Origin of the sequence: Alkalicoccus daliensis (genome assembly GCF_900103955.1) — a bacterium.
GTDB lineage: Bacteria > Bacillota > Bacilli > Bacillales > Salisediminibacteriaceae > Alkalicoccus > Alkalicoccus daliensis.
This window is the reverse complement of sequence record NZ_FNIL01000010.1, coordinates 28,150-41,575: the sequence shown is the minus strand read 5'-3', so window position 1 is coordinate 41,575 and position 13,426 is coordinate 28,150. Positions and strand designations below refer to the sequence as shown.

The following is a 13,426-nucleotide window of genomic DNA, read 5'->3' as shown; positions in this document are numbered from 1 at the left end:
AAATGATACCTATACGCCAGCATGAAGGACTGGTTTACCCGTTAAACCGTTCTAATATAGATACAGATCAAATTATACCGAAGCAGTTTTTAAAAAGAATTGAACGACAAGGCTTTGGGCAGTTCTTATTTTATAATTGGCGCTTTGATGAAAATGAGCAGCCAAGAGTAGATTTTTCATTAAATGAAGATCGTTATCAGGGTGCTACCATTATGGTTGCGGGAGAAAACTTCGGTTGTGGCTCTTCCAGGGAGCATGCCCCCTGGGCGCTGCAGGATTATGGATTTCTTGTAATTATCGCACCCAGCTTTGCTGATATTTTCTACAGTAACTGCTCTAAAAATGGGATTCTTCCCATTCGACTAAAAGAAACAGAAGTCCAGCAGCTAATGAAAAAAGCAGAAACTCCAGGTTACCGGCTGACCGCCGACCTGGAAGCACAGCGAGTTTACGACAACGAAGGATTTGAAGCCTCCTTCGAAATCACTTCCTATATGCGTGAAATGCTGCTGAATGGCTGGGACGAAATTTCCGTGACTCTCACCCATGAAGATAAGATTACCCAGTTTGAGCAGCAGCGCTCATAAACAAACACCTGCAGATTCCTAAAAAGATTTGCAGGTGTTTTTGCGCATAATTTTTTTGTGCGAATTGGAGACTTTTTATAAGAATATATTTTTTCCTTCATTGATATTTATCTCTTCTCTCCTCTATACCAAGTGAACCACTATAAATGATATTGAATACTTCACTCTGGACTAGTGAGAGGCACTCATATTTTCAGCTGATCTCATCAAATATTATATATTCGCAATATTTCCGTGCGAAAAAGTCTTTTATGAGGTATAATTACCTGTTGGAACTTATGTACGGATCTTATAAATAGAAAGGGTTATGCAGTATGCAGGAAAAACCAAGAAAGACATTTGCAATCATTTCACACCCGGATGCTGGTAAAACGACACTTACAGAAAAAGTTCTTTTATTAGGCGGCGGAATCCGCAGCGCAGGAACGGTGAAAGGAAAAAAATCCGGAAAATATGCAACTTCGGATTGGATGGATATTGAAAAACAACGAGGTATATCTGTTACTTCCAGTGTAATGCAGCTGAATTACGACGATACGCAGATTAACATCCTCGATACACCAGGGCACCAGGATTTCAGTGAAGATACTTACCGGACACTTACCGCAGTTGATACTGCAGTGATGGTAATAGACTGTGTTAAAGGAATTGAAGCACAAACATTAAAGCTCTTTAAAGTATGCCGTATGCGCGGTATTCCAATCCTGACGTTTATTAATAAACTCGATCGTGAAGGTAAAGAACCTTTAGACTTATTAGAAGAAATTGAAGAAACTCTTGATATGGAAACTTACCCGATGAACTGGCCGATTGGCATGGGAAAACGTTTAAAAGGTATTTACAGTATTCCTGATGATACGGTGGAAATATTTAATGAAGATCATGAGCGTAAAGTTGTGCCTTTAAAGGAAGCTCACATGCTCGAAGATTATGAAAAAGATGCACTGGAAGAAGATACGATGCTTCTGGAGGAAGCTGGAAATGAATTTTCTGCGGAAAAAGTTAAGAATGGCCAGATGACTCCAGTCTTTTTTGGATCCGCTCTGGCAAACTTTGGAGTGCAGTCATTTTTAGATCAATTCGTAGACCTTGCTGCCCCTCCCCAGCCTCGTAAAGCTTCTGGAGAGTTTGTTTCTCCGGAATCAAATGATTTCAGCGGATTTGTTTTTAAGATTCAGGCTAATATGAATCCGAACCACCGCGACCGAATCGCTTTTTTAAGAGTATGCTCCGGATCTTTTGATCGTGGCATGGAAGTAAAACATTCCCGGACGGGGAAAAAAATGAAATTAAATCAATCCCATTCCTTTTTTGCTTCAGACAGAGAAACTGTGGAGACTGCGATGCCAGGTGATATAGTAGGATTATATGATTCAGGAAATTTCCAGGTCGGAGATACATTATGTACTGGTCAGAAGCTGATTCAATATGAAGAAATGCCTCAATTCCCTCCGGAAAAATTTGCAAAGGTCACTGCAAAAAATGCTTTAAAACATAAGCAGTACCATAAGGGAATGCAGCAGCTCGTGCAGGAAGGTACAATTCAGCTTTATAAAACTCCTTATTTTGAGGATTATATTATCGGTGCAGTTGGTGAACTGCAGTTCCAGGTATTCGAATACCGGATGAAAAATGAGTATAATGTGGATATAGAATTTGCACACATGAGCCATGAACTTGCCCGCTGGGTCACAAAAGGACACGTGGATGAAAGTATGACTGACAGCCGTAAAATGCTTGTACTCGATCAGCAGAAACGTCCTGTCCTGCTATTTGAGAATGAATTCTCGCTGCGGTGGTTCCAGGATAAAAACCCGGATGTAGAACTTGCTACAGGATGGGATATTTTAGAGTAATCAAAAACACTCTCCTTCGGGAGGGTTTTTTTTGTAATTGTTGAGTTCTAGTTTGTTTATCCCTATCAGATGATAAGTTTCCAGTCCTTCCCTCCTATGCACCTGATATTTTTCCTGATTTCCAGCAGAGATAGTAAAAACTATATTAAAATACCGGGACAAAATCTTCCAGACCCTATTATTTGAAAGTTTTTTCAATTTTCGGTAACAAAAAAGAAACCTACTCTCTATTTTGAGGCAGGCTGAGGTCGTGATATATTCACATATTTTCTTTTTCCTTTTCCATCACATGCTCTACATGTGCTGTTTCTTGACACCACCCACAGCTTCTGCGCCACTCGACCCGTTCCTTTGCAATCTTTGCAGATAAATATGATTGACATAGGAGGTCACTCCTTCACTTTTCTTATATTATAAACGATTAGTCAGAATATTACCACAAATTCAAATTATTCGCATTGATATTTTAATTAACGTAAAATTAAGGATAATATTCAATTCTTACGGAGGTAACCTCTCCATTTTGTCCATGTTTAATTAAAGTAATACGAGGAGTGAAGTTGATGAGAGAAGTCTGGACACAGTTTAAAGAAGTTGTAATGGCCATATTGCCTTTAGCAGCTGTAATTATAATTTTACAATATACCCTCATCGGCCTTCCCCCTGATTTGTTTTTCCGCTTTGTAGCCGGAGTTGTTATGGTTGGCCTCGGTTTATTCCTTTTTTTAGTCGGGGTACATATTGGTCTTTTGCCTATTGGTGACTTAATAGGTTCCACCCTGCCAAAAACAAACAAAATTTGGCTGATACTTGGGACAGGATTTGTGCTTGGGATCGTGGTAACTATTGCAGAGCCGGATGTAAGAGTCCTTTCTTCACAGGTGGACGATGTATCAGGTGGAGAGATTGCAAATTTAACTCTTGTCTATTCTGTAGCGCTTGGTGTAGGATTCTTTGTAATGCTGGCGATGGCGAGAACAGTATTTAATATACCTCTTAAATACCTTTTGCTCGGCGGATACGGTGTGGTCGGACTGCTCGCACTCTTTACTCCCGCTACCTTTATCCCTATTTCCTTTGATGCCGGCGGTGTAACAACCGGTCCTATGACTGTGCCATTCATCTTAGCCCTCGGGGTCGGTGTCGCTTCAGTATTAAGAGGAAAATCATCGACAAGTGATGGATTTGGCCTTGTGGCTCTTGCTTCTATTGGGCCGATTCTGGCAGTAATGGTGTTGGGAGTGATTTACGGATGATTATGGCATTATTTGAAGGGATCGATCATGTTATATACGAAGTTACACTTGCAATAGTGCCATTATTGATATTTTTTCTCGTGTTTCAGTTTTTCTTTCTGAAACTGGAGCTAAAACGCATTAAAGATATTGTTATTGGACTGATTTTTACTTTTGCGGGGCTTGTATTATTTCTCCAGGGAGTGGAAGTCGGCTTTTTCCCGGCTGGAGAAGCTATTGGAGAAATACTCGGTGCACGGGATAATACGTTAATCCTCTTACCTGCTCTCGGTTTTTTATTCGGACTCGTAGCCACATTCGCTGAGCCTGCGATCAGAATACTTAATTACGAAGTGGAGAAAGTAACTGCCGGCTCTATCTCCAAAAACGTAATGTTAATTACCTTGTCTTTAGGTGTTGGTTTGGCTATAGGACTTTCCATGGTAAGGATCGTGGTCGGTTTTCCTCTCTGGTATCTTATTTTACCAGGATATATTTTAGCATTTATTCTTGTATTTCTATCCAGCGACAGATTTATTTCTATCGCATTTGATGCTGGTGGTGTAGCTACAGGCCCTATGACAGTCACCTTTATCATGGCTATTGCCGTAGGAGTCGCTGAAGTAACAGAAGGAAGAGATCCTCTTCTTGACGGGTTTGGTATGATTGCTTTAGTAGCCTTAACTCCAATCCTTGCAGTTCTAATTCTAGGTTTATTATTTAAAGCAAAGGAGAGGTCGAATACATGACTTCACTTCGAAAAGATCACAAATTACTCGTTACAATCGTCAAGAAAGGAAAAGCAAAAAAAATTGTTAAAGCTGCGAAAGAGGCTGGCTCTGAGGGTGGTACTGTCCTGTTTGGCCAAGGATATGGAATTCATGAAAAAAAGAAAGTATTTGGACTGGAAACTGTTTATGAAAAAGAAGTTATTCTTACATTGATCCCGGAAGACATCCTACCTCAGGTGGTAGAAGAGATAACTAATAAAGCTAAGCTGAATGAACCGGGTCACGGGATAGGGTTTATTCTCGAAATACGTAAAACAATTGGAATTGCACATATGGAATACGAAGAAAATGTAAAGGAGGAGCTGGACGAAATGACCGATGATATCCATCATAAAGGTTTTGATTTAATTATTACGATTGTAGATAAAGGGAATTCAGGGAAAGTAATTGATGCTTCCAGCCGGGGAGGTGCCGAAGGTGGAACTGTAATTAACGGGCGCGGAAGCGGAATCCATGAAAAGGCGAAGCTTTTCTCAATCCAGATTGAACCAGAAAAAGATGTTGTGCTGACCCTTATCAAAAAGGCACAGACAAAAGAGGTACTTAAGGCAATCGAGGAAGATGTGAGAATTAATGAACCTGGCAGAGGAATTTCTTTCGTTCTGCCAGTGGAAGAAACCGTAGGGATTCATCATTTAATGGAAGAATTAAAAGAAGAAAATGAATAATTTGTATCAGTGAGGCTTCCATATTGTTTTAGTGGATCAGCCTCTTTTTAATGATTATGCTTAACAAGGAAGTGAGGCACTGTGCTTCGTTCGTATTTGTTTATCACAATTGCAATGCTGTTTTTTTCAGGAAATTTCATCGCGGGTAAAGCATTTGAAGGAACAATTTCTCCTGTGACTTTAGCTTTTTTCCGAGCATTTATGGGAGCGCTTGTGCTTCTCCCCCTCTGCTGGAAAACCATTCTGGACAATACTAGTTTATGGAAGCAGGAATGGCGTCCCCTGGTAGGTCTCTCCGTGACCGGCATTATCCTTTTTAACGTTTCCTTATATGCTGCTGTTTCATTTACCAGTACGATTAATGCAGCTATTGTGGATGCCCTGACTCCTGCTGCAGCGGGAGTCCTTGGTTTTATACTTTTAAGAGAACGGCTTCTTCCAGTACAGAACTTTGGTATTGTCATATCTTTTTTAGGCATTCTTTGGATAATTACGGAAGGTTCCATAGAGGTGTTAACAAACCTGGCTTTTAACATTGGAGATATCATCATGTTTGCCGGCATTATCTGCTGGGCATTATATTCTATCATTATTAAACAGCACACCTATAAATTTCCCGCAGTAGCAGGATTAACGATGACGATGATTTTAGGAGCTGTCATCATGCTTCCTTTTGCACTTATCGAAAGCAGTATCTTAGGATTTCCAGAGTTAAACAACTGGGCAGTAGTTGGAGGTTTGTTTTATATTGGCATTTTTCCTTCTGCAATAGCACTGCTGCTATGGTATAGAGGGGTAGGAGAAATCGGGCCTTCAAAAGCTTCTGTATTTTTCAACTTAGTTCCTGTTTTTACTACAGTTTTGGCGGTAACGCTTTTAGGAGAAACATTTACTTATCATCAGCTGTTTGGAGGACTTGTTGTGCTCGGAGGAGTATATCTTTCTACTAAAAGAACGAAAACTAAATAATTTGATTTTTCATCAGCTGAAAGTAATTCATTTCTTTAAGAAAAATCCTGGCCAGCAGGATTTTTACATTGCTTTTCCGTAATCGTACAAAGCAATTATCTTAAACTGGCTGATTCTCTATATATAGGAAAAAATGGACCTGCTATGCCTTTCTGGCAGATCATTCTGTAAAGATTCATTAATTGATCTAATTCCTGGCTGTGTTTAACTGCTTCCACAGAAGTGAGGCCATACTCATTGGCTGCAAAAACCATTAGCCTGCGTTTGTTTTCCATTTGTTCTGTTAGTTCCATCTTCCATTTCATTGGTTTTTCTCTCCTTCCAAACCACTTTGACTAAGTTTGGCTGTTCTTACTATTTTATCATAAGTCTTGTATATATTGTATAAAAAATGGATAATAAATGAAATAATGATAGATTCTCTATGAACTTTCGTGCATATTATTGCATTCTCCGGTAACTTCTTTTCGTTCTCTAAAACTTGATAACAAAAAACACGCTGCCCGTTAAAAAGCCGGGCAGCGTGTTTTTTATATAGCCTCTATTTTTTGTAAAACATCTTTTTTAACATCTGAGAGCTTCTCCTCTGCTTCTTGAGAAGTTTTTCCATTCACTCCAAAGTAGCATTTGATTTTTGGCTCTGTTCCAGATGGCCGTAAGCAGTACCAGGAGCCATCTTTCAGAAAGATTTTTAGTACATTGGAATTCGGAAGTTCAATTTTTTCATCATCTTTTCCATCCATATAGGTTCTTGTAGAGCGCTGATAGTCTTCTACAAAATCAACAATTTCAGGCAGATTCCCTTGAAGTACATCATCTCTGAAAACGTTCATAATACGCTGGATTTTTTCTGCCCCTTCTTTTCCTTTAAATGTGAAAGAAGCTAGATCTTCATAATAATATCCGTAAGTTTCATACAGTTTTAAGAGCCCTTCATATAATGTGATACCTTGGGATTTATAATAAGCAGTCATTTCCGCTGCCAGCAGCCCGGGCTGAATCGCATCTTTATCTCGGGCAAACGGCTCTATTAAATAACCGTAGCTCTCTTCATATCCAAAGAGAAAAGTGTGCTCTGCTGACGTTTCATATTCAGCTATTTTTTCTCCTATAAATTTAAAACCAGTCAATACGTCCAGAGAAGTAACTCCAAATGATTCTGCAATTACTCTACCCAATTCTGAAGTTACAATAGTTTTTATTACAACCCCATTTTCAGGAATACTGCCTTTTTCTTTTTTCTTCGTCAGCAGATAATCCAGCAGCAGGGCACCTGTCTGGTTTCCAGATAATACAGTGAAATCTCCTGCTCCGTCTCTTACCACAAGGCCAATTCTATCTGCATCAGGATCTGTGGCAATTAACAAATCTGCCTTCTTTTCTTCTCCCAGTTTCATTGCAAGTTCAAATGCATCGGCTTCTTCAGGATTGGGAGAGCGGACTGTAGAAAATTCTGTGTCAGGTTCTCTCTGCTCCGGGACTGTATGCACATTATTAAAACCTGCGTCTTTAAGCCCGCGTTCCATTGGCACAGTAGCGGTCCCATGAAGCGGTGTGAATACGATGGATAAGTCATCACCGTGCTTACGAATGAGTTCCCTGTCGATGACGACTGACTGAAGTTCTTTTGCATATGCTTCATCAATTTCTTTTAAAACCCATTCCAGCAATCCTTTTTCTTCCAGAAAAGAAGCAGGGGCTGTTTCCACACTCAGTTCGTCAGCCACTGCGTCTACCATCGCAATTAACCGGTCTGCATCTCTCGGTACAAGCTGTGCACCATCAGCGCCATACACTTTAAACCCGTTATATTCCGGAGGGTTATGACTTGCCGTAATCATTATTCCAGAATGAGTTCCAAGCATTCTCACGGCATAAGAGAGCTCCGGTGTAGGACGCAGCTGTTTAAAAACATACGTTTTCACACCGTTTGCTCCCAATGTGCAGGCAGCTTCCAATGCAAATTCTTTTGACATCCTGCGATTATCAAAAGCAATAACGACCCCTTTGCTTTTTGCTTCTTCTCCTGCTTCCGCAATAAAATCAGCCAGTCCCTGAGCAGCTTTACGGATCGTGTAAACATTCATTCGATTCGTACCTGCTCCAATTTCCCCACGCATACCGCCGGTTCCAAATTCCAACGTTTTATAAAAGCTGTCTTCCAGAGAATTGTGATCTCCCTCTAAACTTTTCAGTTCTGCTTTTAAAGAAGAATCCAGATCTGTTTTTGCAGCCCATCTTTCGTAGTGATGCTTCCAATCCATGTATAACTCTCCCTTCGTGTGTATACCTATACACTTAGTTATACGCATTTTTCAGCATCTAGTAAAGGATAAATTGTCAGTTTTTCTCTTTAGTCACGATTGGATTTCTCGCGTAATAGATTTCTTCTTCTAAAATAGATATATGCTTCGTCATTTCTTCTTGATTCCAATTAAAACGGAGAGCCATATACTTCAGCACACCTTCTTTATATTTTTCGACGGATGCCATATCAAAGTAAAGAGCAGCTGTTCTGCGGTTAAAGAAGTCAATAGGTGAAAACACCATTTCTTCTTCAATTCCGTAGATGAGTGAAGCAAATACGCCGGCCGGCAGTCCATAATTTTTCGCTTCTTCGCCCTGTACTTCCAAAATTTCAAACACTCTTGTTACATTTGATCCATAGAGATTTGCCAGTCTTTCAGCTTCATCTACAGGAAGACCAAGACGCACTCCTTCTTCCACGGCCTTTTTGATGAAAGATTCCAGTTTATCGGAACCACCTACATCCCCGCCTGACAATTTAATTTTATCAGTCTTACATTTTTCTTTTATCCCTTCCTGCTTTAACACATAATCAATAATTCTTTCCGCCATTTTTCGATATCCAGTGAGTTTTCCGCCTGCGATGGAGATCAGGCCGGAATCAGAAATGAATGTCTCATCTTTTCTGGAAATTTCTGAGGCGCTTTTTCCTTCTTCGTGTATTAACGGCCGCAGTCCGCTCCAGCTGGATTCCACATCTTCTCTGCTGATATTTACAGAAGGAAAGGTATAATTTGCTGCTTTAATTAAATATTCCAGGTCAGCTTCTGTCATTTTCGGAGAAGCGATATCATCTTTGTAGTGGGTATCAGTAGTACCGATATACGTTTTCCTGCCGCGCGGGATTGCAAAGACCATCCGCTTATCATCAGTATCAAAGTACACTGCCTGCTTGAGCGGGAAGCGGGACTGATCGATAACAATGTGCACCCCTTTAGTAAGGTACAGGTACTTTCCCTGCTTTGACTTATCCTGTTCACGCAGATCATCCACCCATGGCCCTGCAGCGTTAACTACATGTTTTGCTCTAAGATCGAAAGTTTCTCCAGTGCGCAGATCTTTTACTCTTGCCCCAATGACTTTCCCATTTTCATATAGCAGCGTTTCAGCTTTTGTATAGTTAACAGCAGTAACCCCTCGGTGTACTGCTTCTTTTAAAGTTTCCAGGGTCAGTCTTGCATCATCGGTTTTATACTCCACGTAATAGCCGCCGCCTTTTAATTTATCTTCTCTAAGCAGCGGCTCTTTTTCTAACGTTTCATTTTTATTCAGCATTTTTCTTCGTTCGTGTTTTCTTACTCCAGCAAGCGTATCGTACACTTTCAGGCCTACAGAACTTGCAAGTTTTCCATATGTGCCTCCTTTTACGATAGGAAGAAGCATCCATTCGGGCTTAGTTACATGCGGTGCATTTTCATAAACAATTGCGCGTTCCCGCCCTGTTTCTTTTACAATATTAAATTCAAACTGTTTAAGATAGCGCAGCCCGCCATGTACAAGTTTCGTAGAACGGCTTGAAGTACCAGCTGCAAAGTCCTGCATTTCCACTAGTCCAGTTTTCAGCCCTCTGGAAGCTGCGTCCAATGCGATTCCTGCTCCGGTAATCCCTCCGCCGATTACTAACACATCTAATTCTGTTTGATTCATTTTTTTCAAATAGGTGTTTCTTTGTAATGCTGAGAATGGTTTCGCCATGATTTACACCCTTTCCAGAATTTTAGAAAAGTCTGTTTTTATATTAAAAAAGAGACCACAACAAGGAAGCAGTATAAAAAAGCTTCAGCGTTGTGGTCTCTCCTTAATCTCCAGACCTTCTATTAATTTAAGACCATTATATCATAGATCAGCCTGTTGTTAAAGGAGTACCCTTTTTAAAGGCCATGGCAGCTTTTACTGCAGTCTGCCAGCCGGTGTAAAGTTCTTCTCTTTCATTCTCCCCCATTGTCGGATTAAAAGATCTTTCCACACTCCACTGTTTTACTACTTCTTCTTTATTTTCCCAGAAGCCAACAGCAATACCTGCAAGATAAGCTGCGCCCAGTGCAGTAGTTTCCTGAATCTGCGGGCGTTCCACTTCGGTACCAAGAATATCACTCTGGAACTGCATCAGGAAGTTGTTTGCTACAGCTCCACCGTCCACACGCAGTTTCTTGAGTTCAATTCCAGAATCAGCTTCCATTGCATCAAGTACGTCCCGCGTCTGGTATGTCAGCGATTCAAGTGTTGCACGGATGAAGTGCTCTTTTTCTGTTCCGCGCGTAAGTCCGAATATTGCCCCGCGTACTTCACTGTCCCAATATGGTGTACCGAGTCCTACAAAAGCAGGCACAAAATAAACTCCATCTGTGGATTCTACTTTTTCCGCATATTTTTCTGTTTCAGATGCATCCTTAAACATTCTCAGGCCGTCACGCAGCCACTGCACTGCTGAGCCTGCTACAAAGATACTTCCTTCCAGAGCGTACTCTACTTTACCATCAAGTCCCCAGGCAATCGTAGTTAACAGACCGTGGGTTGATTTTACCGGCTTCTCCCCTGTATTCATCAGCATAAAGCAGCCAGTTCCATATGTGTTCTTTGCCATCCCTTTTTCAAAACAGGTCTGGCCGAATAAGGCTGACTGCTGGTCTCCTGCAGCACCTGCAATCGGTACTTCATGACCAAAGAAGTGATAATCCACTGTATTGGCATAGACTTCCGAAGATGGCCGTACTTCCGGAAGCATGGATTCCGGTACACCCAGAATATCGAGGAGTTCCTTATCCCATTCCAAGTCATAAATATTATACATTAAAGTTCTAGAAGCATTTGAATAGTCAGTTACATGCGCTTTTCCGCCGGAAAGTTTCCAGATGAGCCAAGTATCAATCGTACCAAAAAGCAGCTCCCCATTCTCTGCTTTTTCACGTGCACCGTCTACATTATCAAGCAGCCATTTTACTTTAGTACCGGAAAAATATGCATCAATCAGAAGACCCGTCTTATCACGGAATTTATCATTATATCCTGCATCCTTCAGCTCCTGGCAGATTTCGTCAGTTTGTCTTGACTGCCAAACGAGAGCGTGATAAATCGGCCTTCCGGTATTTTTATCCCATACTACTGTTGTTTCACGCTGATTGGTAATACCTATAGAAGCGATATCACTTGGTGAAACGTTTTGATTATTTAATACTTCTGCCATTACTCCAAGAATAGAAGACCATATCTCATTTGCATTATGCTCTACCCAGCCCGGCTTAGGGAAATACTGCTTAAATTCCTTCTGTGCTGTATCTACAATTTCTCCTTCTTTATTAAACAAAATTGCTCTCGAGCTTGTTGTTCCCTGGTCCAGTGCTAGTACGTATTTTTTAGTCATAAATACATCTCCCCTTTAAGCTTTTTTCTCTTGCGGATTATGAAATACCTGTTTGTCTGAATGCGTCTTGATGTGTTTCTTTTCTAAAGAGAATGTGAGTACCTGAGTCGCTGCAAATAACGCAAGGAATATCCAAAGCAGGTTATGAACAACACCTTCAAAAACTGCTGCATAAAAAAGTGCGCCCAAGCCCCCGCCTAAAATTGGTCCTGCAATCGGAATCCATGCATACCACCATTCAGAGGAGCCTTTTCCTTTAATCGGCATTAAAGCATGTACTAATCTTGGGCCAAAGTCTCTGGCAGGGTTAATTGCATAACCAGTAGTTCCTCCAAGAGAGAGACCAATTGCTACAATGAGCAGACCTACAATCAGCGGATTCAATCCTTCAGTAAAAGCATTCGCACCGATAAATAAAATTCCCAGTACAAGTACAAATGTGCCTAATGTTTCGCTGAAGAAGTTTGAAGGCGTGTGACGGATAGCAGGACTGGTGGAAAACACTGCAAGTTTGGGACCTGGATCCTCTGTAGCATTAAAATGGGCAGAATACATAAAGTATATCAAAGATGCCCCTATCATAGCTCCAATTATCTGTGCTGCAATATACCCCGGAACGGATGCCCAGGCAAACTCTCCAATTGTAGCAAGTCCGACAGTTACAGCAGGATTAATGTGTGCTCCACTGATATCCCCTACCGCATAAACAGCTAACGCAACTCCAAGACCCCAGCCAGCTGTAATAACAATCCATCCCCCGGCAGAAGCTTTTGAATCTTTTAAAGCAACACCTGCAACTACCCCCGCACCAAAAATGATCAAGATCATCGTACCAATTAGTTCTCCCCAGAATGGCGACATGTTAATACTCCTCCTCTTTCATAATTTTTGGATACAAAAAAAGACCAATGAAAATTTGACCCAGTAATGCCTAGTGACTGAGCAAATATTCATTGGTCTCCAATGTCTCCATGAATAAGTTATTAACTTAATTAATATTAAACCAAAGTATGAAAGCGTTGTCAATCTATAATTTATATTATTTTTTCCAAAGATCTCTGTTGGAAGTAGTAATCGCGATAGCCCCTGCATCCAGTGCCGACTGAACTTCTTCATGCGAACGGATCAGCCCTCCTGCAATAATCGGTATTTTTGTTTCCTCATAAATTTCTTTAATAATATGTGGAATTACCCCCGGGAGAATTTCTACGCAGTCCGGCTGAATTGTTTTTAACATCTGATAACTGGACTGTAAAGCCAATGAATCCAGGATAAATAATCGTTGAATCGTGATAAGGTTTGCTTTTTTCGCAGTCATCAATACATTTCTCCGTGTTGAAATAAGTCCATCCGGGCGAATATCCTGCGCAAGAAACTGTGCCGCAAATTCATCATTTTTCAGTCCCTGCACAAGGTCAGCATGAAGCAGCACTTTCTTATTTTCACTTTTAATCATTTTCACTAAACTTTTCAACTGTCCAACATGAGTGTTAAGCAGAACTATATATTCACTGTCCATTTTAATTGCTTTATCTATATCTTTTAAGTCTCTGATTGCAGGCAGAATAGTAGTATTGTTAAACATAGGTTCTCCTTTTCAAATGAATTTATAAAGAGGGGAGAAAAAGCGCAAAGACTAAAGTCTTTCCGCT

General features: G+C 40.7%; 12 protein-coding genes. 6 read left to right on the top strand and 6 right to left on the bottom strand.

The genetic code is table 11. The features are described from left to right. Window positions 1–2 precede the first annotated feature (2 nt). From leuD to BLP92_RS13800, 6 genes are all read left to right on the top strand, one after another. Entirely contained in the window at window positions 3–587 is a 585-nt protein-coding gene (gene leuD, locus BLP92_RS13825; protein ID WP_090843546.1) for a 3-isopropylmalate dehydratase small subunit, read from the top strand. Window positions 588–901: 314 nt separating this feature from the next. Next, a complete protein-coding gene (locus tag BLP92_RS13820) occupies window positions 902–2,443 on the top strand; it encodes a peptide chain release factor 3 (RefSeq protein WP_090843545.1) in 1,542 nt (513 codons plus the stop codon). 563 nt (window positions 2,444–3,006) lie between these two features. Next, window positions 3,007–3,699 carry a DUF1538 domain-containing protein gene (locus tag BLP92_RS13815; protein ID WP_090843544.1) on the top strand — a complete coding sequence of 231 codons (693 nt, stop codon included), beginning with the start codon at window positions 3,007–3,009 and terminating at the stop codon, window positions 3,697–3,699. Then, entirely contained in the window at window positions 3,696–4,427 is a 732-nt protein-coding gene (locus BLP92_RS13810) for a DUF1538 domain-containing protein (protein ID WP_090843543.1), read from the top strand. The genes BLP92_RS13815 and BLP92_RS13810 overlap by 4 nt, the downstream gene beginning before the upstream one ends. Then, the gene (locus BLP92_RS13805) at window positions 4,424–5,137 is read left to right on the top strand and encodes a P-II family nitrogen regulator (RefSeq protein ID WP_090843542.1); all 714 of its coding nucleotides are present in this window, start codon (window positions 4,424–4,426) and stop codon (window positions 5,135–5,137) included. Before BLP92_RS13810 ends, BLP92_RS13805 begins: the two co-directional genes overlap by 4 nt. 81 nt (window positions 5,138–5,218) lie before the next feature. Continuing rightward, window positions 5,219–6,106, top strand: coding sequence for a DMT family transporter (locus tag BLP92_RS13800; protein ID WP_090843541.1), 888 nt, complete (start codon window positions 5,219–5,221; stop codon window positions 6,104–6,106). Between the two features lie 95 nt (window positions 6,107–6,201). On the opposite strand, the gene BLP92_RS13795 is transcribed toward BLP92_RS13800, so the two are convergent. From BLP92_RS13795 to BLP92_RS13770, 6 genes are all read right to left on the bottom strand, one after another. Continuing rightward, on the bottom strand, window positions 6,202–6,411 hold the full coding sequence (locus BLP92_RS13795) for an aspartyl-phosphate phosphatase Spo0E family protein (protein WP_090843540.1): 210 nt from the start codon (window positions 6,409–6,411) through the stop codon (window positions 6,202–6,204). Between the two features lie 225 nt (window positions 6,412–6,636). After that, the gene (locus BLP92_RS13790) at window positions 6,637–8,370 is read right to left on the bottom strand and encodes a phospho-sugar mutase (RefSeq protein ID WP_090843539.1); all 1,734 of its coding nucleotides are present in this window, start codon (window positions 8,368–8,370) and stop codon (window positions 6,637–6,639) included. A 76-nt stretch (window positions 8,371–8,446) separates the two neighbouring features. Further along, on the bottom strand, window positions 8,447–10,108 hold the full coding sequence (locus BLP92_RS13785; protein ID WP_090843538.1) for a glycerol-3-phosphate dehydrogenase/oxidase: 1,662 nt from the start codon (window positions 10,106–10,108) through the stop codon (window positions 8,447–8,449). A gap of 148 nt (window positions 10,109–10,256) precedes the next feature. Next, window positions 10,257–11,774 carry a glycerol kinase GlpK gene (gene glpK, locus BLP92_RS13780; RefSeq protein WP_090843537.1) on the bottom strand — a complete coding sequence of 506 codons (1,518 nt, stop codon included), beginning with the start codon at window positions 11,772–11,774 and terminating at the stop codon, window positions 10,257–10,259. Window positions 11,775–11,789: 15 nt separating this feature from the next. Next, window positions 11,790–12,635, bottom strand: coding sequence for an MIP/aquaporin family protein (locus tag BLP92_RS13775; protein WP_090843536.1), 846 nt, complete (start codon window positions 12,633–12,635; stop codon window positions 11,790–11,792). Window positions 12,636–12,813: 178 nt separating this feature from the next. Continuing rightward, window positions 12,814–13,359, bottom strand: coding sequence for a glycerol-3-phosphate responsive antiterminator (locus BLP92_RS13770; RefSeq protein ID WP_090843535.1), 546 nt, complete (start codon window positions 13,357–13,359; stop codon window positions 12,814–12,816). Between the last annotated feature and the right edge of the window lie 67 nt (window positions 13,360–13,426).